Origin of the sequence: Bacillus sp. FSL R9-9492 (assembly GCF_038007365.1) — a bacterium.
In the GTDB taxonomy this organism is placed as follows: Bacteria; Bacillota; Bacilli; order Bacillales; family Bacillaceae_G; genus Bacillus_A; species Bacillus_A mycoides.
The window spans coordinates 2,201,874-2,226,484 of sequence record NZ_JBBOXC010000001.1 but is presented as its reverse complement, the minus strand read 5'-3'; the positions used below and the strand labels follow the sequence as shown (position 1 = coordinate 2,226,484).

At 35.2% G+C, this 24,611-nt stretch carries 12 protein-coding genes, 1 pseudogene and 2 other annotated features; of the genes and pseudogenes, 2 read left to right on the top strand and 11 right to left on the bottom strand.

The genetic code is table 11. The features are described 5' to 3' along the window. Positions 1-18: 18 nt before the first annotated feature. From MKY70_RS11235 to aspS, 8 genes are all read right to left on the bottom strand, one after another. Complete coding sequence (locus tag MKY70_RS11235) at positions 19-2,913, bottom strand: hypothetical protein (RefSeq protein WP_341074510.1); 2,895 nt, start codon at positions 2,911-2,913, stop codon at positions 19-21. Between the two features lie 22 nt (positions 2,914-2,935). Further along, positions 2,936-5,611, bottom strand: a complete 2,676-nt coding sequence (locus MKY70_RS11230) for a tetratricopeptide repeat protein (protein ID WP_088032786.1) — start codon at positions 5,609-5,611, stop codon at positions 2,936-2,938. A gap of 82 nt (positions 5,612-5,693) precedes the next feature. After that, entirely contained in the window at positions 5,694-5,966 is a 273-nt protein-coding gene (locus tag MKY70_RS11225; RefSeq protein ID WP_002158043.1) for a WXG100 family type VII secretion target, read from the bottom strand. Between the two features lie 118 nt (positions 5,967-6,084). After that, complete coding sequence (essC, locus tag MKY70_RS11220; RefSeq protein WP_341024243.1) at positions 6,085-10,095, bottom strand: type VII secretion protein EssC; 4,011 nt, start codon at positions 10,093-10,095, stop codon at positions 6,085-6,087. Positions 10,096-10,126: 31 nt separating this feature from the next. Then, positions 10,127-10,489, bottom strand: coding sequence for a hypothetical protein (locus tag MKY70_RS11215; RefSeq protein ID WP_063219638.1), 363 nt, complete (start codon positions 10,487-10,489; stop codon positions 10,127-10,129). A 28-nt stretch (positions 10,490-10,517) separates the two neighbouring features. Then, complete coding sequence (locus tag MKY70_RS11210) at positions 10,518-11,297, bottom strand: hypothetical protein (RefSeq protein ID WP_341024241.1); 780 nt, start codon at positions 11,295-11,297, stop codon at positions 10,518-10,520. A gap of 5 nt (positions 11,298-11,302) precedes the next feature. Next, complete coding sequence (locus MKY70_RS11205; RefSeq protein ID WP_341024239.1) at positions 11,303-12,067, bottom strand: vWA domain-containing protein; 765 nt, start codon at positions 12,065-12,067, stop codon at positions 11,303-11,305. Positions 12,068-12,268: 201 nt separating this feature from the next. Then, on the bottom strand, positions 12,269-13,567 hold the full coding sequence (aspS, locus tag MKY70_RS11200) for an aspartate--tRNA(Asn) ligase (RefSeq protein ID WP_341024237.1): 1,299 nt from the start codon (positions 13,565-13,567) through the stop codon (positions 12,269-12,271). A 114-nt stretch (positions 13,568-13,681) separates the two neighbouring features. After that, positions 13,682-13,893, bottom strand: a binding site (T-box leader). Positions 13,894-14,144: 251 nt separating this feature from the next. Between aspS and MKY70_RS11195 the strand changes: the two genes are divergently transcribed. Continuing rightward, positions 14,145-14,624: a hypothetical protein gene (locus tag MKY70_RS11195; RefSeq protein ID WP_002141587.1), complete on the top strand. Its 480-nt coding sequence runs from the start codon at positions 14,145-14,147 to the stop codon at positions 14,622-14,624. A gap of 107 nt (positions 14,625-14,731) precedes the next feature. Here the strand turns inward: MKY70_RS11195 and MKY70_RS11190 are convergent, their stop codons facing one another. Next, entirely contained in the window at positions 14,732-16,243 is a 1,512-nt protein-coding gene (locus tag MKY70_RS11190) for a M36 family metallopeptidase (protein WP_341024234.1), read from the bottom strand. Positions 16,244-16,461: 218 nt separating this feature from the next. Here MKY70_RS11190 and MKY70_RS11185 point away from each other — a divergent pair. Then, a pseudogene (locus MKY70_RS11185) lies at positions 16,462-16,551 on the top strand (DUF418 domain-containing protein); the annotation flags it as partial. Between the two features lie 51 nt (positions 16,552-16,602). On the opposite strand, the gene ileS reads toward MKY70_RS11185, so the two are convergent. Together ileS and MKY70_RS11175 are read right to left on the bottom strand one after the other, a co-directional pair. Next, positions 16,603-19,704: an isoleucine--tRNA ligase gene (gene ileS / locus MKY70_RS11180; RefSeq protein ID WP_341024231.1), complete on the bottom strand. Its 3,102-nt coding sequence runs from the start codon at positions 19,702-19,704 to the stop codon at positions 16,603-16,605. 54 nt (positions 19,705-19,758) lie between these two features. Next, positions 19,759-19,997: a binding site (T-box leader), on the bottom strand. A 98-nt stretch (positions 19,998-20,095) separates the two neighbouring features. After that, on the bottom strand, positions 20,096-24,298 hold the full coding sequence (locus tag MKY70_RS11175) for a tetratricopeptide repeat protein (RefSeq protein WP_341024229.1): 4,203 nt from the start codon (positions 24,296-24,298) through the stop codon (positions 20,096-20,098). Positions 24,299-24,611 lie beyond the last annotated feature (313 nt).

Genomic DNA, 24,611 nt, shown 5'->3' with positions numbered 1-24,611 from the left:
ATGGCGAAATTTATTACTTTATTTTTTAGTAGCATTTTTTATCGCTTGTAGTCCATCATTTGCTTGGCTACGAACATCCTGCGGAACATGTTTATAATCTGCACGGCTTACAAATTCGAAATACTGATATGCAGCATTTAAATCATTTCCATTTAATGCATTTTGTCCCACTTTAACCATTTCCCCTGCAATTTGTCTTATTTTTGCTTTACTTTGCTCATTCACATATCCCTTTTCAATAGCTGTATTTGCATAAGCTAGAGCTGTTGCAATATCTTTCACATTTGAGCTATTACCATATTTCGTGAACGATTGACTTGCTACATTGAAATCATTCAAATAATCAATAGAATTTCTAATTACGTCTTGGAAAGTAACATCCTTTGCACCAGGCGTCGTATACATTAATCGATATAAATTCATAGCTCTCGCTGGGTCTGATACTTCGAATCCACGTGCTTTATTTAATAGCTTATTAAAAATGTTACTCATATCTCCTGCGTCAGCTATACCACGTTCATAAGCTTGTCCGTAATAATATAACGCATTTAACTGACTTGCTTCGTCATTTTTACTATCCTCATAAATTGCTAAATTCAACAGTTGAATGCCTTCTAGTTTCTTCGTTGCTTCCTTTATTTTCTCATTGAATCTTGTATCATCCACTATAGCTGGTGAAATATCTTTTAAATATACAATTAATTCAAGGGATGGTTGAACAGATTTTTTAACTTCACTTTGCCATCCAGAATTACCCTTTAAATTATTCCATTGCTCCATAGTTTGATTCCAAAGGAAGTTTGTATTAGTTTGTAATTTTTCAAATGCACGAGCATGTTTATTTCCATTACGAATAGAGTTTGCCATATATAATACAGCGTCATAATAATTTTTCTCTGCAAACACTTCATCTGCCTTTACCTCTAGCATTACAGGTAAAGATAACGATTTTGCCTGTTCTTTCTGTACGGCAACTACATTTTTAATATTTAAGATAAAGTGATAATTTTGCAATGCTATTTCTGCAGATGTCTCTTCTGCTTTTGATTGTGTTAATAAGTTCTCAACTGTATTTTTCAATTGATCCTGCAATGTGTTTTTTTCTTCACCTTTTGTCTGATCAATGTATTGATCTGCTAGTACAATTGCTTCTTTCCACTTCGCTTCGTTCATATACGCTGTTACCTGTTCAATCGCCCATTGTCCAGGTGTTTTTACTTCATCTTGCTTTGTACCATCTTTATTATCTTTTTGTTCCTCATTCTTTTTATCTTCTTTATTATTTTGCGATTCTTCTTGTTTTGCATTTTCTTTATTCGTTTGTACTTCTTCTTGTTTTACATCTTCTTTATTTGTTTTCGATTCTTCTGGCTTCGAATTTTCTTTATTCCCTTGTTTTTCTTCACCTTTTGATTGTTGTACTTCCTTTTCAGTCGTTGCTTTTTCTTCTACATTTTTATTTTGTTCTTTTCCTTGATTTAAAACTGGCACAGTTGGAACTTCAACTTTTCCCTGCACCATTTGTTTCAATTCATTTTCAAGCATTTGATTAAAAATAGCTTGTACTCGATCGGAAGCTTGTTTTTGTAAGTCTTCATCAACTCCTTGTAATACGGAAGTTAATAAATAATATTTACTTAAAGCTGCATTTACATCTCGTTCTTCTTCTCTAAGCGCCGCGTTAAAAATGTCTTTAGACAACTTTTCTATAACATATTTCTTATTTTCTTTAAAGCGTTCAAATTCTTGGTCATTAAAAGCTGGATCTTGATATAAAGTTAATTGATTTCGAATATAAAATAGTTGCTCATATTTTGAACTAGCTACTTTTTCAAATTGAGCAGAATCTTGTGCTGCTAACAATAATGCTGCTTTATTGGCTTTGGCTGTCGAGGAGCTCTGAGAAATAAGCTGTAAATCATCACGTTCCGCCATTGTATTTGTCATACCATCAATTAATTTCAAATGATTTTGCGCCTTATAAAACTCCCCAAAAAATACTGCACTAGATTTCTCTCCATTGGCTGTATACCATTCTACAAGAATATCACCCGTTTTTGGTGATACTGTAATTGTTGGGTATGTTGGTTCTGGATCTGGTTTTTCTGTTCCAGTTCCCCCTGTTCCAGTTCCTCCTGTTCCAGTTCCTCCTGTTCCAGTTCCTCCTGTTCCAGTTCCCCCTGTTCCAGTTCCTCCTGTTCCAGTTCCTCCTGTTCCAGTTCCTCCTGTTCCAGTTCCTCCTGTTCCAGTTCCTTCTGTTCCAGTTCCTTCTGTTCCAGTTCCTCCTGTTCCAGTTCCTCCTGTTCCAGTTCCTCCTGTTCCAGTTCCTCCTGTTCCAGTTCCTCCTGTTCCAGTTCCTCCTGTTCCAGTTCCTCCTGTTCCAGTTCCTCCTGTTCCAGTTCCTTCTGTTCCAGTTCCTCCTGTTCCAGTATTAGTTTTTGGCGGTTCTACAGTAGGTGTAGGTAATTGAACATTATCATTATTTTTAACTGGCTCCACCACAGGCCCCCCCATATTCGTTGGCAACTCTGGCTTTTGTGACATTGGTGCGCCTGACAATTTAATCTGTGGATCTTTCTTTTCCACCAACACATCATCTGGCTTATACGTCATTGGTGTAATTGGTGATTTATTATTTCCGATTAGGTCTGCTAAATTAACAGTTGGTTTTTCGCCAGGTTTTTCATCTTTTTTTGCAGGATCAGCAACTAAATTTGGGAACATAGACTGTAAGTTGCTTCCTGTAATACGATCATCTTTTTTCTCTTCTGTATTACTTGCTAGTTTTACAGTTTCTCTTCCCGCTGTGCTAAAGCCTTTGTCATACACAAGATATCCTGACGTTCCAAATAAAGCTACCGACATTACTGATATAGCAACTTTTTTACCTAAATTATTATTATTCTCTTCCATGCGTGTTCCCCTTTTCCCATCTTTATTGAATCCAGCCGTTTGTTTTCATTTCTGCTAGTTTTTCTTGTGCTGCTCTTACTTCAGCTTCATTTTCATTTGCTTGTACTGTTTTTCTTAAGAAGCGGCTCGCTTCTTCATATTTTTTCTGTTTAATTTTGAACATTCCAAATGCAAAGTTCACATGTGGATCTTCATCATTTTGTGAGTATGCTTCTATAAAAAATTTCTCTGCTTCATTTCCTTGTCCCACTTTATCGTATAAAATCCCTATATTTACAAGCGTATTTATGTCGCGAGTCCCACTGTTGACAACTCTATTGTAAGCGTCCAATGCTTGTTGATACGCAGCATTACTCTTTGCACCATCTCGCGTTTCGTAAAATTGACCAGCTTCATAATACACAATTCCAAGTTGATTTAATAATTCTATATTTTTCATATCTTTTTGAATCGCAGCCTGTAATACTTGAGATGCCTGTTGATAATTCATTTCTTTTTTCGCACTATCAATTAGGTTTGTTTTATTCCAAAGCACATATAAATTTGAAAGTTCAATTGTATATATGGCATTCTTTGAATCTTGTATAATAGCTTCTTTAAAGAAAGACTCCGCTTTGTCTAACTGCACAGTTGCTGTTGATAGTTGCCCTTTTAAATACGAAACAATTGCCTTATCCTCATTTGTTTTCGTACTCATTTTGACAATAACATCTTCTGCTTTTTCAAATTCTTTCATCTTCATATGACTTACAGCTAAATCTCGCATAGCATCTTTTTTATACGGTTCAATTCCTTTTGCATTATTCGCTAATGCTTGTTCAAAATTCAACACTGCTTCTTGATATTTTCCGATGCGGAAATTTGCTGAAGCTAATAAATAGGCAGCTTCATTATTTTCTTTATCAATTTCTCTATCCTTTATTAATTTGGTAATATAATCGATTGCAATTTTATTCTTTCCTTCAGCAACGTAAATTGTTGCTAATTGGAGATGTGCCTCGTCTTTGCCTTTCACTGCAATTGCATGCCCAACAGCTTCTTCTGCTTTTGTATATTTTTTATCATGATAAGCTTGTCGTGCTTGTTCCATATATTTTTGATATTTAGCGTTTGTTGTATAGAAATAAAATAACGTTGAACCACCTATAACAACTACTACTATTGAGCCAATAATCAAAATCCGTTTTTCATTCTTTTTCCACCATTTAGAAAAAGCAGACGGTTCACTTTGTTCATGCGCTACTGTAAGTGGTTGATTCGATGCTTTTGCATTTAAAATTTCATCATCTATATCATATTCAACTTGTTTTTTTGTTTGTTTCCGACTCTGTAGAATGCTAGTAGGAACTGTAATTGTGGCTGCTATTTCTTGCTGCGGCTGTGTTCCTTGTTCTTCTTTTATCTCTTCAATAATGCTTTCAATTTCCTTTTTTAACGCATGATCAATGTTTGGAAATTGTACGATTCGTGAATAGACGAAACAAGCAAATTCTGCATTGTTTTCTCGTTCCAATTCAGTAGCTAGTTCCAAATAACTTTGTAGTACCTTTTTTTGATTTATTTCAGGCTCTTGACTCTCCATAGTTTGAATGATATATGCGAGTTCTTGTTTTAGAGCTGTTGATGGATTAAGTGAATTGAAAATTATTTTATATTCATATAATGCCGCTTGTTTAAGTCCTCTCTCTTCAAATAATCTTGCAATTTCCAAACATTTCGATACAAAAAGAGAATGTTCTTGCGCTGACTGCCTTTCCGCATCAATTTTTATTATTTCTCTTGCGCTATTAAATGCATCGTACCATTGTTCAAAGCTTGGACATTCTGCAAAAGTTTTACTATTCCATGCCTGCTTAAATAACTGTGCAATTTCCCCATTCCATTGATTCTGCAATACTTGCTGAAGTAACGTATATCTTTCGCATTCGGTCTGCATTTCTTCCGTTTTAAAGTAACTTGCATCCGTCCATTTTGTATTTCGAACTTCTTCACTACACCAGCTTAATATTTCTCCTAATAAAATAGCACCAGCAAATCGATCGGCTTCTTTTTTCCATACCCCGCTTTTTAAATACATTGGCGCATAACCCGCTGAACCTGCTGGCAATAACGAAGGTCTTTTACTTTTCGGCCCATACATTTGCTCAACATCAACAAGCTCAATACGGTGTTGACCTTCAATAGGATTTTCACTTAAAAAAGGTATTAGTATGTTACTAGATGACAAGTCATTATGAGCAATCTCATTTTCTTCCATTGTTTTAAGTGTTGTTAGAAATGCTTCTGCAATAAAAAAACATTGCTGTTTTGATAGCATTCGTTGCTCTTGTAAAATATCAGCCCAAGTTGGCCCTTCAATCCAAGGCATCACAATACTATTCGCAAGATCTTCTGACTTTTCAATTACAGATGTATGTTCTTCTTTTGTAACAATGTAACGTGAACATACTTTAAGACCCGCTATAGAAGAAAGTGGTTTTAAAAATACTAATTGATGTTTTTCATCACGATAGCGTTCCTTAAAAACTTTTAATGCGATTCGCTCTACACTATTTTCATGTTGTAGCTGATATACCGTTCCTTGTCTACCTTCTTGCCCATATGGCATATCAATCCCAATAACTGCTGGATGCTTTGCAAAATGATAAGCATCTTTATTAAAAACAATTTTTTCTCCCACTTCTGGTCTGAATCCCATTTTATCCCCTTACTCTCATATGACAATTTTTAAAGAAAAGGCCAGGAACAATAGCTCCTGGCCTTTTGCAATTGCTCTGCTATTAATATGAGTTATCTGCGTTACGGAAGTTAGTAGCAATGTTTTTCAAATCGGCAGAAATGTGTTCTAGAATCGGAATGTATTTTAGCATTTCTTGTCTAGCATCACTAAAGTTCGCTCTGAACTTATCTTGTGTTGCCCCAGACCATTGCCCATTTAAACTTTCAATGTCATTTCCAAGGTTATTGATTTGTTGTTGAGCTTCAGCTGCTGCGTTTGTAAAGCGTCCAGCAATTTGATCAAGTTGTTCAGGTGTAATTTTAATTTGTGTCATCCTGTATTTCCCCTTTCAATCTACTAATATTATAACAATTAGATTATAAACTATATTCACACTATTTTTAAAGGGGTAATTTACAAAAAAATAGTATTTTTTTGTAAATCACCTAATTTTATACTCTTTTTTTAGATTCTAACCATTTCCTAGCAACCTTTTTTGTTAAATCATGTAGTAAATGTAGCGGTGTAAAAGCACATTTTACTTTCATAGGTTGTCTGCGTATAAAATATCCTTCCCCGCTTTGGAATTCTTGATCCATTTCTGTATGCTTAAGCTTTATATTAAAGAAATACACATCATTATTTTGTGTGGTGCCTAATAAATAACTAAAGCTTCGTTTTCTGATTTCCGCAAACCATTTTTCATGTGAATAATTAGTTACACTTGAAGTTGTAGCAGCTGCAACAAAATGGATCCCTTTATTTCTTCCATTTTGAACAATTTGCTCTATTTTATTCTTCGCATCAAAATCAGTAGATAATAACGCCAGCATTTGATCAATATCATCAATAACAATAATAATCCTCGAATATGGAAACTTCATTTTTTCATTTGGATTTAAAGACGGCATGACTACTTCTCTGTTATTTATTACTTCTAGCAACTCATCTAACATTTCTTTTAATTGTATTCCATCTGTAATTCGCTTTTTAACATGAGGTAATTCTCCAAGAGCTAAAATACCAGTTGTTTTTTCGCTTAAATCAATCATGAGTAATTCAATTTCTTCAGGTGCATGTTGATAGGTAAGAGAAAAAATCAGTGTTTGTAGTAAAGATGTCTTACCACCTTCAATTCTTCCGCCAATGAAAATATTTGTCATTTCTTCCAATGAAAAGTTTTGCAAGCGAATATCTTCTGTTTCGATACCTACACAAATTCGCGATGATTCTGATTGTTCTAGCATATCTTCAGCAAACAACTGTTTTGGAACCATTGGAATTGATTTCGCTTTCTCTCCAGTCCATGCCCCATTCATTTTTTGAATAATTGTTTTTAATTGCTGAGAATATTCCAATTCATTTTCTCCGATAAAAGGCAATGCTGCTTGGAATAGTTCTGGGGGCTGCCCTTTCACTAAACCACGTCCAGATGGTACATCAATTAATGGGAATTTTGGTCTTCCAAGTAAACTATAGTATTCTGTTCTATCTTGCAATTCAAACGAAATCGCCATCGGAATATTGTTACGAACACGGTCAAACATATCATTTGTTTGGTTGAGTGAAAAATGAAAATGAATACCGTACGTACTTGACTCACGTAATAATAGCTCTAAAATTTCATTTTCCTTCTCATACTCACTTCGGAACCTAATATAACCATCTATCATTACGACAATAACTGGAATCTTTCTTTCTACCATTCGGTTATACATCGCGAAAGATTTTGCTCCCACATCAGAAAAACATTCTTTCCGATATGTGACTTCCTTTTTCAAAGAGCTAAACAATCGTTTCATTTTTTCAATTTCGTCTTCTTGTACAATTCCACCCATATGTGGTAAATCTTTAAAGTCTAAAAACATGCGACCAAAATCAACCACATAAAAGTTTACTTCCTCTGGCGTATGAGACAGTGCCAGAGACATAATAATTGTTTGTAAGAAAGTCGTTTTCCCTGTACCTGGCATACCGTAAATATTTAAATGCCCCTCTTGTACATCTAATTTCAAAGGATACTGCGCTTGATTTGCCACATCGTCGATTAATCCTACCGTTAACTGCAATTCATCTTCTCTTTGCTTCCATACATCCGCATTCCAATTCTCTATTTCATAGAATTGATTTAATAATAGTTTCTCTGGTAAAGGTGCTAACCAAGGTCCTGGTAATGCTTTAATATTTTCTTTTTCTGATACGCTCTGTACATATTGAATAAAAGCTTGTAATTGCTTTGGACTATTTGTCATTGGTTTTGGACGCTTCTTCACTTTTATTCTTTCACCTGAAAGCTTAACTTCTGTAAAGTCAACAATATCAAGAACTTTTTCTTCATCTGGATTATAAGGTGCTCCGCTCCATGCAGATTGAAACAATTCTAACACTTCATTACTGCCGACTTGTAGGTATCCCCGTCCTGGTACATTGATTTTAGATGCGTCTGGAATCTTTAACATTTCACGACTATCCGCGTCATCTTGTACACGTAAACAAATTCGAAAACGCGAGTTACTCCAAATCTTGTCATTTACAACCCCAGAAGGTTTTTGAGTTGCTAATAATAAGTGAACTCCTAATGTCCTTCCTATTGCAGCGACACTAATTAGCTCGTCCATAAATTCAGGTTGTTCCTTTTTCATTTGAGCAAACTCATCAATGACAATAAATAAATGTGGTAAAGGTTCTTTTTCACGCCAACGTGTTTCATAATATTCATCTAGATGCTGGACATTTCCAGCCTGAATGAATAATTTTTGTCTCCGCTCTAATTCTGCCTTTAATGAAATTCTAGCACGCTCAATTAAGTTTGGATCTTCTAAGTTCGTAATAGATGCAATAATATGCGGTAATCCCGTAAATGTGTTTGACATTCCGCCACCCTTATAATCAATAAGCATAAATGCCATCTCATGAGGATGATAGGTTGCTGCTAACGCTGCTATTATAGACTGAATAACTTCACTTTTTCCTGATCCTGTTGTACCAGCCATTAGACCATGTGGACCATGCCCTTTTTTCTCTATTTTATCGTGAATATTTAGAAAAACAGGCTTACTTCCTTCTCTTACACCAATTGGAACCGGTAATGAAGTCGGATATCGATTTTCTTTCCATCTCTCTAGCACTTGTAACTCTTCCATTTTCTTAGCTTGAAACAAATCTAAAAATGTTAATACTTTCGGAATGTTGGCTGCTGTAGAACTTTTCATCCGAATCGGAGCAATTCTTCGCGCTCCTAATTCACATCGTTCGAATGAAAGTCGATCTACTTTAAAACTAACACGTGTTGTCCCACTATTTTCAGCTGAACTTGAAAACGTTTCTACTAACTCACCATTTTCTCCATTTAAGCTTATAACAAGATCACATTCCATCGGTAATCTTTCTCTTTGTTCTGCAAATATAAACGTAGATGCTCCGACACTTTCCCCTTCTCTAAGTAACATTGGAATTAGAGGATCATCTTCTAAAAATTCTCGCGCGGATAAGAAAAAGACATACATTGGGATTAAAGGTATTTTCGCATCTGCCTGTGCAGAGGAATTATAAATTCTACGCATATTAAGTGGTGTGAACAACGCTTCAGCTAATTTCTGAGCGTCTTGTTGATTTGCAGATAGAAAACGCATACTTCTCTGCTCATCCCATACGTGAGGAAGCCATCTCATCCAATCCCACTGTTTTTTCTCCTTCTCATGATAAAAAGCTGCTATTTTCACTTCATTTGGCGCATGATGTGTCATAATTTGCGTCGTTACAATTTGAATAAAGTTCAACCTATCTTCTTTATTTCCAACTACACCAATCACATCATTTTTTTTCAAAGAAATTGAAATATGCCCATTAGGAATTGTAGTAAAATCTCTTTTCACATTTTGTGCTTCTGTAACTAATGGATTTTCTTCGTAACCTTTCTGCTCAGGCACTTTCAACTCTACAAGGAATGGCCTTTCCCCCGTTCCAATACGAATATCTAAAAAATCCGGACTTTCGGGTGTTCGCTCCCATAAGTTACTTTCTTGATTTTCGATTCTTTGCACACTTTTTAAAGGACTTGGATTTTGTGTAATTAAATACTTTGCTTGTTCAACCTTTAACGTATCTAATTCCACTCGGTGCTTTTGAATTTGCTCTAAGTATCTTGTTTGCAATTGTTCAACCAATTGACGGTGTTCTTTCTTTCTACGTAAATGCCCCATCGATGTAAATATATATGACCCTAACATAGGAATACTAGAAACCATCATTAGCGGCATATAGCTTGAATTCATTTTCATAACCTTCATCATCACAAAGTATAATACTAGAGTCAAAATTGTCATCGCCGCTGGCAATATCATCGTTTCAATTGAAAATTTCGGCTCCTCCGGTATATTCGGCGGATCATGAATAATAACATCCCCTGTGGGTATATCTACTTTCACACGCGGAGAGCGTTGAAAATATGGTGATTTTTGCACAAAACATTTCTCCTTCCCCATTCAAAAACTATTACTCAATGATTTTCCATACATAATCTTCTTCACTAGAAGATATATCGGGTTTAACAGGTTCATTATAAACTTCTTCTGCCGATAACATTTCAAAAGAAGGAATAATAGCCCCCTTTTTATATAGCATTACATATTGTCCATCCCAAACATCATTATCTCGCAAAGTTTCATCATTCCGAATAGAATGCCACTCTTCTTTATCTTTTGCCACTTTAATTTCATAGATACTGCTTAATGCTTCATCTATTTTTTCATGATGTAAAATCGCTTCAATAATTTGCACTACTTTTATATCATTAGGAATCGCAATATCTATTTCTTCATTTGATTGTTTTATGTACGTCACAATAATCTCTTCCACGTTTTATTCACCTTTTTCCATCGTGTTGTTACCAAGAAATATCTAAAAATGAAATATCATCGCTTGTCGGCGAGCACTGCGCCCTCTCGATTTCTGTTAAGACTTCCTCAAAATTATACTGCATAAGCGACATAATTCCGTCTGAATGAATAACCATCCGATTAGCTTCTTCTCTGGATAATGTCTTTGAAAAAACCTCCAATTCGCCACCAATAATGCCACGATGTGTAGACCATCTTTTCTCTATATTTCTCTCAAACTTCATTACATTCAAACAATTCTTCTGCTTTTGAAACAATTGTACAAATGAATCACCATGTGTAACTATTGTTACATATACTTTATCTTCATTTGGAATGAGTTCTATTCTCCCGCCAATAAACATAGCTTCACTACCCTGTTTTCTCTTTTCTTCCAATACATCGCGAAGTAGCCACGGTGTTTCTTCCGGCAATTGAAATGCCCTCACTTCCTCTAATCCTTCTTCTTTCCACTTTTCCAGCTCTTCATTTAATAGGGCTGAAATATCCTGTTCTTTTCCCTGAAATGTTTCAAATAAATGTAATAATTTCATACCAAGAAAGTTCGCAGCGATTTCGCCATGAAAAGACATTCCTACTCCATCACATAATACGAACATGAAACGAGTTCCATTATCTTGAAATGCGAGGAAGTCTTGTCCACTTTCATTTAAGTCCTGTGTTTCTTTAGCTCTTACATAACTATATCGATATGTAAAATGTTCACTTTTCTTCTCCTGTAATACCGTTTCTTTTTCTTGTGACAGGATATAATTCACTTTATTCATCTCCCCTATCGAACAGGCGTCGCAGCGGACATTTGAAATCCAAGTGACACTAAATCCGCATTTGTACCAGGAAACATCATCACTGCACCCTCCCCAATATGAAAACCATACTCAGTCATCATCTCACGGTAGCTTTGAGGGATAGGTGATGAAAGTCGTTGCAACTTTGCTCCGTACTCATCCGTAATTTCTGTATTTGGCATAATACCTTGCCACTTCTTTATATTAGTAATTTGGTCTTGCATAATTTCATCTGAAATAAAAATATTTTCAATTAACACATTTCCATCAGGTACAGACATATCCATAATTCTTCGCACAATTAATTCTGAATCTTCACCAGTTGAAGCACCGTCTGTCATATGACAGACCACAGGAGCTGGCCCATCTTGTAAATTTGGTAATTCCATTTGCAATAACTTCTCCACTACAGAGAAAGCTTTTGCTGTATCAGTTAAGCGATGCGTTTGGATTTTTTCTAGTGGGCGCAGTCTTGCTACTTCGTCTATTGTTTTCACCCCACCCAATAGATCAAAAACATGATCGCTATAGGCTAAAATAGATAACTTATACCTCGGGAGCAAACGACTACCTTTTGTTGAACGAAATACCATTTGGCGAATCGCTAAAGAAAGAGCATCCGTTACAATATCAATTCTTCTTTTTTCTTCTCCGCCTGCATCCATCATTTGATTCATTGATGCGCTTACATCCAGAAGATAGATTATATAAGCTGGTGTTTGTTGTGTTGCTTGAGTTTGATATAACATGTTTCATACCCTTCCATACATTATTATGTGAACTATTTTTATATTCATATTTTATTATAACTTATGAATTTTCTATTTCTCAATTCATTATCAAATTTTCTTGATATAATTTACATATTTTCACACGAAAATCCATTATTATCTCCTTTAACTTATGTTGAAATGCATAAAACCCTTCTATAATATAGAAGGGTTTTAATGTTATGGCATAAGACGTGTACAATCTCTCGGAAAAGCGCTCGCCTCTCGTACGTTTGTTAATTCTAAAAGTTTATATACAACCCTTTCTAATCCAATTCCAAAACCGCCATGCGGTGGACAACCATATCGGAATGTATTTAAATAAGATTGAAATTTCTCTGGATGTAATCCTTTTTCTTTAAAAGATGCGAGTAACATTTCATGATTATGAATACGCTGTGCACCTGACGTTATTTCTAATCCTTTATATAATAGATCAAATGAATCCGTTATGGCTTCGTTCTCCTTATTCGGCATTGTATACATCGGTCGCGCTTCTTTCGGATAATGTGTAATAAAGACAAATTCACTATTATATGTTTCCTTCACATATTTCCCTAATAACTTTTCACCTTCTGTATCTAAATCCCCAATCGGCGATTCTTTCCGGTATTTATTTTTCAAAATATCTTGTGCTTCTAACAATGTGATTTTAGGAATTTCTCCAATGACGGGTACTGCTATTTGTAATAGTTGTAATTCTTTTTCACAGTTTTTTTCTACTTGTTGAAACATATATCGTAATGCATCTGCCTCTAATTGCATCACTTCATGAAAATCATGAATAAATCCAAGTTCTACGTCTAACGATATATATTCATTTAAATGTCGTGAAGAGTTATGATGTTCCGCCCGGTACACAGGAGCAATTTCAAAAACACGTTCGAGTCCTCCCGCTACCATCATTTGTTTATAAAACTGTGGTGATTGCGCTAAGTAAGCTTCTTTTTGGAAGTATGGAAGCTTAAAAACATTTGCTCCCCCTTCTGCCCCTTGCGAGACAATTTTCGGAGTAAATACACGTGTGAAATCGTTCTCTATTAGGAACTCACCAAAGCTTTGAACGAGTGTCGATTTCACTTTAAAAATCGCCGCGGTTCGCTCATGTCTTAAAGATAATACCCGCTCATTCAATAATTGATCTAAGCCAACTTGTAACTTCTTTTTATTTATTTCAAACGGAAGTGGTTCTGCACCATTTAATACTTTCACTTCATGAGCGAGTACTTCAACCCCTAATTCTGTTTTCGAAGTCTCTACAATTTCACCAATTACTTGGACGACACTTTCAACATCAACTTTATATCCAGCTAACTCGTTTTCTAATACACATTGAACAACTCCGGTACGATCCCTTAATAATAAAAAACTAACATTGCCTAGATGACGAATCTTTTTTACCCATCCTTGTAGTAATACAACCTTTCCGCTATGCTCCGTACATTCTCGTGTGAGTGAACGCTTCATTATTTGATCCATTATATTTCCCTCCATTAATTTTATTTTTATTTACGTTATTGTTATTGTTGTTGTCGTCGTCATCATCCACGTTCACTCACCTCCTTTCAAAGAATACAAAAATCCGCCCCTATAAATAGGGACGGATTTTTCCGCGGTACCACCCAAATTGTCATAATGACCATCTTAGTCCTGATAACGGTAGGTACCGTTTGCTTTTACTAATAATCACGTTCAAAGCAACACTCACAGGTGTCTTTCCATCATGCGGTATCGCAATCTTCCCAGCAACCGATTGCTCTCTGTAGACCCTTGCATCATGTACTTTTCCTAATCATCACTTTTTATATTTACAGAGTATTCTATCTCTTTGTTTTATAAAACGCAAGCCCTTTTAGAAAAATATTGAAATTCCTTACTAAACAGACCCCTTCTAAAGATATGTAATATGAACATTGAACTCTATACAATTATCATTTGACAGCTTAGAAATATTTTATCTTTCTCAAATTCATTCAATTGCGCTTTTTCCATTTTATTACATAAAATCTGCATTTCCCACGCATATTATTATTAAAGTTTTATTGGAGGTGTACATATGAAAAAAACAATTAGTTTCTTTCTCCTATTATTATGCTTAGTTGTAGTTAATGAAACATACGCCTATTCACCAAAATCTTTACCAATCTCTCAAAACTCTGATCAATGGCAAGTGAATATTGATGAACCGAAAAAAACAAGTGAAAATATGCTTCAAGCTAAAAAAGATAAATTTCAAACATATCAATTTTCAGTAAAGAATGTTGGAGAAAACGAAGTATATAACGTACAAGTTGAAGTCTTCCGCAATGAACCAAATATGAAAACAAAATACGAACTCTTTTCCCTAAAAGAAGGTCGTCTAGCAAGTGGGAAAACTGGATTTAGACATGCTAACTTCCCTGTTTCTACAAAATCAGATGAGGTTGACGTTATAATCACTTGGCAAGAACACCCTTTCCGCTCGATGCGAAACGGTCAAAAAGTCGAGTCTAGAAAATTTAAAGAGCATTTTGTTTTTAAAGACGCAAAAAAATAAATGGAATGCGTATAAATTCACACTATCATTGATATAGCTTAATTTACTAGTACCAGTTCTTAAGCAAATAAAAAAGTCGTGGCTTATAAATGCCACGACGTTTTATATTAATTCGTACTAATTCCTCTTGCTGTCCAAATTCGATCAATTTCAGCTGCGTGTTGTCCGCCGTATAAAAGAGCATCTGCTTGCTTAATCGCTTTCGCTCCATCACGGAATTTTGCATTTGGCGTTAATGACCAATGTGATTGTAAAATAATTTTTGTTGCTACATCACGTCCAAAAACTTGCGCCATTTCATATTGACCTTGAGCCCATATTTCCCCGTCATTATGCACTTCATTCGTTATATCTTTCGGATATACTTTATTCGTATCTAATCGGCGTAAGCACGTCGGATCTGAACTAGAATACGCAGCCGCATCCCATTCTCCAATACATGCTTTCCCGTATCCTGTTGTCGATACTGCATCTTCATAAGTAGCACCTAAGAAGTCTCCAAATCCTTCTCCCATCGCTCCACCTTCTGGTGAACTTCCGAAGCCTGGTACTTGATTATCTTGAATAGAATGTCCATATTCATGCGCGATAATGCCCGCATCTTCTGCATCATCTACTCCGCCAGTACCGAAAGTTAAAGCTTTCGTTGATGGTGAATAAAATGAGTTATCATCAGTTGTACCATTTACATTCACTTTAATAGAACGATTATTAATATTGTTAATGCCTAATCCTTGAATGTAACGCTGTAATGTATCAATATGATAATATGACATAACATCTTCAAAACTATCATTTGCACGTGTAAAATTAAATTGTAAGTTTGTAGATTTCGTCTTCGCTTTTGAAGAAATTGTTACATACTCACCAATTAAAAATCCTGTACCATCTAAACCTTTTAACGTAACAGTTTTCAATTGATTCGTTAATGCTGTTGAATCTGCGTCATTATTGTCTTTTAATCCTGTTTTACTACCACTAGATACGACAGGATTAGGTAAAAATACTTTCCCTGTTCCTTCTGCTTTTCGGTTTATATCAACCTTTTTAATTAACTTTCCATTTTCCGCGTCAATAAATGTTTCCCATGCTCCGAAAGGTTTATTCGAATGGACTAAAACTTTGTATACTGGGATAGCTACTCCATCCTCAATAATATATCCAAATTCTTTCTCTGTAGGAGCCCATAGATTTTGCTCACTTTCTCCTCCAACATACGCCATTGATTTTTGTTCAGCATCTTTTTCACTAATCTTATTTGCTATTTCTTTCACACTTTGAACTGCCTGGTAATCAGACACAGCAAGTATTCCTTGTCCCTGTCCATTAAGAGTAACTGTAATTTGTTTTGAAAATACAGGAGCACCATTAACTACTTGTTGGAACCTAACATATGAAGCTACTGATGTTTCTGTTGTAGAAATATATTGTAAGTCTGAAAGGTCCGCCTTCAATCCATATTCCGTAGCATGTCCTTTTAAATATTCAATTGCTTTTTTCTGTGGTGAATAAGCTTCTAGCTTTACTTGCTGTTGTTTTTCCAGTGCTGAAACAGTAGAAATTGTCCCCATTACTAATGGTACAGTCATTGCCATTGCCACCATTTTTTTGTTTAACATAAAACCACTCCCCCTAATAAATTGAACCCTTTACCCCATTCCTATAAGGCTATTACTGTCCACAAGTAACGAAATAAAGTGAATCTACGAGTAATTCTATACAAACAATTCTATTACCTTTACATTTTGGGTAAGTGAAATTTTCTCAATATTTATGTGTAAAACTAGAAAAATACTGTAGAAATATATTACTCTTTAATTTCATGTCATGGTGATAATTCATTTTCAGTGTTTTATTTAGCGTGTTATGGAGAAAGAAATTTTCTAGAGGTCCTATCGAATGGATTATGAGAAAATTAGCCGGATAATTTCTCTTCATACAAAAAGGAAGTTGGAATGATTCCAACTTCCTTTTTTCTTTAATTAGCCGCGTTTAATTTAATTCGGACCTTTGTCTCACCTAAAGAAAGTTCATCGTCCTCATTCGTTAAGTGACCAAATGTAAATTGCTTGACGAGTAAGTTTTCTTCCAATAAATCTTTATGATTCGTTAACGTTTGCTGTAGTTCTTCTTCTGTATCAAGAATTACATCCACTCGTAAATTAACTGGTAAATTCAACTGCTTACGATATTCTTGAACTGCACGAATAAATTCACGTGCTACTCCTTCTTGTAACAATTCTTCCGTTACATTCGTATCTAACATTACCGTATATTGACCGTTAGTCGTATTTGAAAATCCTGATTTCGCAACTTTCTCTACTAATACATCTTCAGCTGTTACAACTACTTCTTCTCCTGGTGCTACTTCGTAAACTGCTCTTTCTGTAGATACAAAGTGTTGTACTTCTTCTTTTGATAATTGTTTTAGCCAGCCATTTACTGCATTCACACTTTTACCAAACTTCGGCCCAGCCGTTTTAAAATTCAGCTTTAATTGATAGGACGTGTATTTCGTTTCATCGAGTTCAACATGGAACGCTTTTACATTTAGCTCATCCATGATGATATCACGATAAGATTCCCAATCCATATCATTTTCATTATGCGCTAGTAATACAAGTTCTGCTAACGGCTGTTTTACTTTTAATGAATGTTGATTACGGTTACTTCTTCCAAGTTCAACAACTTGTAAAACAGCATCCATTTCTGCTTCTAACTGGGGCTGGATAAGTGATTCGTTTACAACCGGATAATCTGCTAAATGAACGCTTCTTCCTTCTAAATTCAGATGAATATCCTCAGCGACAAACGGTGTAAATGGTGCGATTAATTTACTAATTGTTACAAGCACTTCATGAAGCGTTTCATACGCAGCTGCTTTTTCAGGATTCATACCAGATTCCCAGAAACGATTACGTGATCGTCTTACGTACCAGTTACTGACTTCATCTACAAGCGCCGCGATTTCACGAGCTGCATTCGTAAATTGATAATCATCAAGTGCTGTTCTCACTTTTTTCGTTGTGCTATGCAATCTTGATAATACCCATTCATCTAATTTCGTACGTTTAACTTCATACTTTTCTTTCGGATTATACTCATCTAAATTTGCATATAAAACGTAGAAGCTATATACATTGACTAACGTATCTACAAATTTAGATTTTGCTTCCAGTACTGTTCTTTCAGAAAAACGCTTTGCATTCCACGGAGCACTGTCAACAAGTAGAGCCCATCTTAAAGCATCTGCACCAAACTGATTTACTAAATCAACTGGATCTAGTGCATTTCCTTTACTTTTAGACATTTTCTGTCCTTCCTCGTCTAGAACATGCCCTAGTGATAACACTCGTTTATAAGGTACTTTTCCTGTATATAGTGCGGATACTGCTAATAAACTATAAAACCAGCCGCGTGTTTGATCAATTCCCTCTGCAATTACATCTGCTGGAAACTGTTCTTCAAATAACTCTTTATTTTCAAATGGATAATGATATTGTGCAAACGGCATGGAACCACTATCAAACCAAACATCAATTACTTCTGGTGTACGATTCATTGTACTTCCGCATTTTTCGCAGCAAACTTGCACTTCATCTACATACGGCTTATGCAATTCTAAATCTTCAGGTGTTTCTTTCGTACTATGCTTTCTTAATTCGGCGATGCTTTTCGGTGAGAATTGATGATCGCAGCTTTCACATTCCCATACGTTTAACGGTGTTCCCCAATATCTATTCCGGCTAATATTCCAGTCCACCATGTTTTCTAAAAACTTACCAAACCGTCCATGCTTCATATGGTCTGGATACCACTTAACAGAATCATTATTTCGTAAAAATGTTTCTTTAATCTCAGTTGTTCGGATTAACCAGCTTTCTCCTGCATAATAAAGTAATGGTGAATCACAGCGCCAGCAATGCGGATAGCTATGTTCATATTTTTCTTTATGATATAGCAAACCTTCTTTAGCTAAATAACGAACGATATCAACGTCACAATCTTTTACAAACTTACCTTTAAGAAATGGTACTGCATCCGTATACTCACCTTTCTCATCTACAACATGTAAGAACGACAATCCTTCACTTTGAACGACTTTATAATCGTCCTCCCCATATGCTGGAGCGATATGAACGAGTCCTGTACCACTATCTGCTGTTACAAAATCTGCTGCAATTACGTGGTACCCATTTGTAACTTCCTTCATCGGAAACGGTGCTGTATAAGATGTGTTTACTAATTCTTCGCCTTTGTGAACAGATAATACTTCATAGTTTTCTTTTAATACTTCTTGTACACGCTCTTTCGCAACAATGTATACATACCCTTCTTGTTTCGCTTTAACGTATTCCATATTTGGATGTACGGCAAGTGCAACATTCGCTGGAAGTGTCCACGGCGTTGTCGTCCATCCAAGGAAATATTCATTTTCACTATCTTTTACTTTAAACTTAACCGTTGCGCTTAAATCTTTCACTGTTTTATATCCTTGTGCAACTTCATGTGAACTAAGCGATGTTTGACAGCTTGGACAGTATGGAGAAACTCTATGTCCTTTATATAACAAACCTTTTTCATGAATCGTCCCTAAAATATTCCATACACTTTCGATATATGGATTCTCTAGAGTAACGTATGGATCATCCATATCTACCCAATATCCAATGCTCTCCGTAAATTCACGCCACTGCTTCTCATACGTGAATACACTCTCTTTACACTTTTGAATAAATGGCTCAATGCCGTACTCTTCAATCTCATGCTTACCTGAAATACCAAGTTGTTTTTCGACGCCTAATTCTACAGGTAATCCATGTGTATCCCAGCCAGCTTTTCTTAACACTTTATATCCAGCCATCGTTTTATATCTTGCTACTAAATCTTTAATTGCCCGACCAAGTGCATGGCCGACGTGTGGTAAACCGTTCGCCGTTGGTGGTCCTTCATAAAACACAAACGATTGTGCGCCTTCTCTATTCTGAATTGATTGTTCAAAAATGCCCTGTTCGTTCCACTGCTTACGAATACGTGTTTCTCTCCCTACAGCCGACTCTTTTACATCTACTTTCTTCATCTACAATCACTCCTTTGAATGTTTTAAAAGCACACAAAAAACCCGCCCCTATGAAGTAGGGACGGGTTTACCCGCGTTACCACCCTAATTCTATTAGCTTTTCACTAATAGCACTTAGCAACGTACTAATATACGCGTTCTTTGTAACGGTAGACATCCGTCCGAGCTTACTTTATTCAGCCACGGCTCCTCGGAGATGATTTTCAAATAACGTCTGCACACCGGCTTTCAGCAATACACCGGCTCTCTGGAGAACAGCTCACTATTTTACTCTTTCTCGTCTTCAGATTTGTATACTTTATTAAAAGTTATTTTATGCCATTAAACAATTAATTGTCAACTAATTCGAAATATATTTTTATTTATACCCTTTTTCTCTATTCTTATACAATTACTTTTCAAATTCTCGCAATCCTGCTAAATCTTCATCTTCCTCTGCAAGTTCAGCGAAAAATCCTGTTTCATCTTCACGAAGCACAATTTCAAGTTCATCTCTTGCCTCTTCATTTCTGTTTAATGATGTTAAATAACAAGCATGATCGTATCTTGCTAACAAGTCAGTAGCATCAATTGCTAATATTTCACTTGTTATTTTTTCTGCCTTTGTCGTTTGCCCAGCTCTATGATACGAAGATGCTAAAGCAAGAAGAATTGCCGTTTCATTCGGATGATATACAGAAGCGTCTTCTAATAACTGAATCGCGTCCTCAATTCTCTCTTGACTTTGATATATTTCTGCTAAAGCAAGGAATCCTCTACTTACAAATGGTGTTTTCTCAATTAATTGCAAGTGAATTTTTTCGGCTTTTCTTTCTTCGCCTAGCTTACATAATACATTCGCTTGTAAAAGAAGAGTATCATAATCATCCGGTAGCTCTCGAACCATTTGTTTCGTTAATTCAAAAGCATCTCGTAACATATCTTCTTCTTCACACTCAATGAAAAGATTTACAAGTTGCTTCGCTACATCATAATCCCACTTATTTTCTAACGATGTTTGTAAAACCTCTATAGCTTCTTTATTCATCGCCGCATTCTCATAAAATATTGCGAAACGCTGCGCTGCCATACTATTTTTCGGATTTAACTTTAAAGAGATTTCAAATAACTCGATAACAACTGTAACCATTGAAATTTCCTTCGCACGATTTTTCATGCGATAAAATGCTCTTGTAAATATAGATTTTTTCGGTTGCTCATTTTGCTGTCTTTCTACTAATCTTTCGGCAACCGCAGTAGCTGCATACATAAACGCTGTACTTCTTTCTGCTTTTTTCACCTTTAGCGTATGAAGTACGTCTCGTATTTGGGATAATTTTTTATGTTGCTCCATTGCTTTTACGTACACACCAAAAATACGTTCACTTTCCAAATCTTTATGCATTACTTTCAGCGCAACTTCGATTGCTTCTGCACTCTGCTTTTTAACTAGCAATTTCGCATAATGATATAGTACTTCCACATGCGCTTCATCTATTTTCATTGCGCATTCGATATATTCTTTTTCTTTATCTATGTCATTCATCGCGCCAAACACGTATGCAATCGCATCTAAACGCCATGTTTCAGGAACTTCTTCCTCCAATTTCTCTAGTTCAACTAGCAATTCTTCCTGAAGATTCATTTCTACTGAAAGCTGCGCTAAATATTCCATATTTATATGCATTGGTTCTTCTTTCATCGCCTGGACCATATGCTTTTGTTCTTTGGAACGATTCTCTTCTTTTTCGTATATTTCAGCAAGCTGCAAATGTACACCTAAGAAGTTCTTATCCATTTCTAAACATGTTTCATACGCATGCTTTGCTTCTTGAAATTGCCCTAACGCCATGAATGTTTCACCGATTCGAAAATACGGCAATGAATCTTGTTTTTTCTTAAGTGCATCATTATATCGTTTTATCGCCTGATCATACTGTCCAATAGATTCATATAAAACACCAGCGTAACAACCGTATTCAATTACATCCTCTTTTTCTTTTTCTAATGTTCTTAAAAATGCTATACCTCGTTGCACAAAAGCTGTGTCTTTTATTCGATTTACATACTCATCCAACACGCTCGCTATATTAGCGTATACACTTCGTATACCGTTCTCTAATTTAGAAAGTGCAAGTTTTAACTCTTTTTCATCCTCACCTAATGCCATTTCAGCATCCCATAGCACCATACCAGCATTCATAAGGAAATCTTGATTGTCTTCAAATTGCTTATTAATACTGACAATATAGTTTTTTGCATCCTTATATTGTTCCTTTGCCATATAAACTTGAATTAAACCGAAATGAGAATATACATCTTCATTATTTTCTTCTAAAGAACGCTTATATATAGTTTCCGCTTCTTCAAGTTCATCATTTTGAAAATGAAAATCTCCTAAACGAACATATAAAGACGCCTGATCTTCACAATTTTGAATTCCTTGTAATAGAATTTCCTTCGTATTTTTCTCATCATCCAAATCCGATTCATAGATTTCCGAAAGCTTCGTATATAAATAGGCTGCTGTTTTATCTAATTGAATCGCCACTTTAAGTCCTTTTACCGCCAAATACACTTTCCCTAAATACTGAGCACATCTTGCACGTTCATACCATATGTGCGCTTCATATTTATATTCTTTTAATAAATCATTAAAGAATCCATATGCTTCTTCATATCGTTCTAAATCTATTAAAATTAAACCGTGATTTACAAGTGTAAACCTTTCTGGACTACGTTCTATAGCTGTTAGAGAATACTCTAGCCCCTTTTCGGATTGATCCATATACATGTATGATAATGCTAAGAAACTCCATGCAACTGGTTGATCTGCATCCAATTGTAATGATGAACGAAAACTAGCAATCGATTCTGCATAATTATCTTGCTCAAAAGAATAACGTCCATTTATAAAATGATACAACGCTTGATTGCTTTTCTTCTCCACACTTTGAAGCATCTGTCCTGCTTTTTCCATATCCTGCAGACGAATAAAACACTGTGCACTATGCAATTTCACAAAGTCAGAGCTCGGAAACTTTTTCATTAATTTTCCTATACAAAACTGAATAAAATCTTTATCTACTTCAGCATCTAAATGTTTAATCGTATATAACCAAGTGTTTGGATTTTCACTTGTTTCTTTTAAAAATAGTACTAACTTTTCAATTCCCTCTTTATCTTGCTCACCTAAATGATCTGTAAGAGAAAAGATTGTTTTATAATAAGTGTGTTCTTCCTCATTTAAAAATGAAAGTTGTTCCATTCTATCTTTTGGTATAAACGTAATAGCTAAACAATCTGTATAACGATATTTTTCTTGCAACTTATCATATTCCACAAGAATCGGTTCCAAGAAATTCGGATCTTGAATATAAAAAGCTTGTAGTACATCGTCATAACCAGAAAGCACTTGTACATGGGAAGCGTGCTCAATATCTATACTTAATAAAACGGGAATACCTTGATTGAGTAATCTCTTATAATTTTCCTCATTCCCTTGAAAATAACGATATTCGTAACCTTGCTCTTCTATATATGTAACTGTATCTGAAAACTTAGAACCTGTTACATCAAAAATATGTTGTGCAATTTCATCTTGCGTACGTTTTTCTCCCCATACCCCTAACATCATTTCCAAACTTGTCGGAACGCAATAGTTATCCTTTTGTACAACCGGAACTATCGGTAAACGAACCTTTTTTCCATCAGGATTTTTTTCTATATGATGATATAGAGAATTTTTCAAACTCTTTTCATTTTTCAATAGTGCTTGCAAATCGTGAATATTATTCATTTTATAAAATGCTTCTGCACGTAAATGTATAAAATAAGTTGTATATGCATGATGCGGAAGCATATGATTAATTTTATCTATTACCGCTAACATTTCTTCATAGCGCTCTAAATCTAATAAATATTTTACTTTTTCAAAATAGAAATATGGTACTTGAGGAAACTTTGCAATCGCATCATTAATGAGTTGTAACGCTCGCTGCTGTTCACCTTTATATGCATATAATTGCGCCAATAAGTACGTAGCTAACTCTTCACAATCTTTATGCTGCTGACCGGATAAAAGTTGTTCCTCTGCCTTCTCCCACTCACCAGTCTGTATATATAAGTAACCCCATTTATCAAAAACTGCACGCGTACTATGCTTTTCCGCCTTTTGCATATAGGCATAGGCCTCTTCATTTCGCTTCATATCTAGCAAACATCTAACTAACGTAAAGTATGCTTTCGTTAAAACATCCGCATCAGTTTCCTCTTCATTTACCTTTTCCAAAGAAGCTTTTAACAATTGTTCAGCATCAAGGATTTTACGCTCATCAATTAATTCATCACAATATAAAGAGAGCGTTCTCATATTTGGGAATTTTTTATAAGTATAACGGATTAAAAAGGAGCTATATTGATGCATCAAACCTTCATCAGCAAGACGAATTAATGTATCAAACTCCTTAGGTGACGAGACGTTAGAAAGCCAGTTCTTCACGTATGATAACTTATTCGTTTCTTTTATATGCGCAATTTCATTATTTATCTCATGTAATCCATCTAGGAATCTCTTTTCTTTCAAACAAATCTCTAATTGCTTAAAATCTAGCATGCATTCACCTCAAATTATTATTTATACTGCCATTTGCAAGCAGTATTCTAACCTACTTGCTTAGATTTTACACATCATATAGTATGCATTCAACTAAAACCTCATATAATGAACGATATTATTTAATATTATTCAAATTTATAACTAAATATCTTAAAAACGATACTTTTTCTCGTTATTTTGTTTAATTTGATGAAATAACATGTATTATTCGAAGATGGGTTTTATCTTCTTTTTTGAGCCTTCATTCAGTGGATGAAATTATATTAACGATTTGATAAGATATATCGATTCACCGAAAAATCTTGATAAT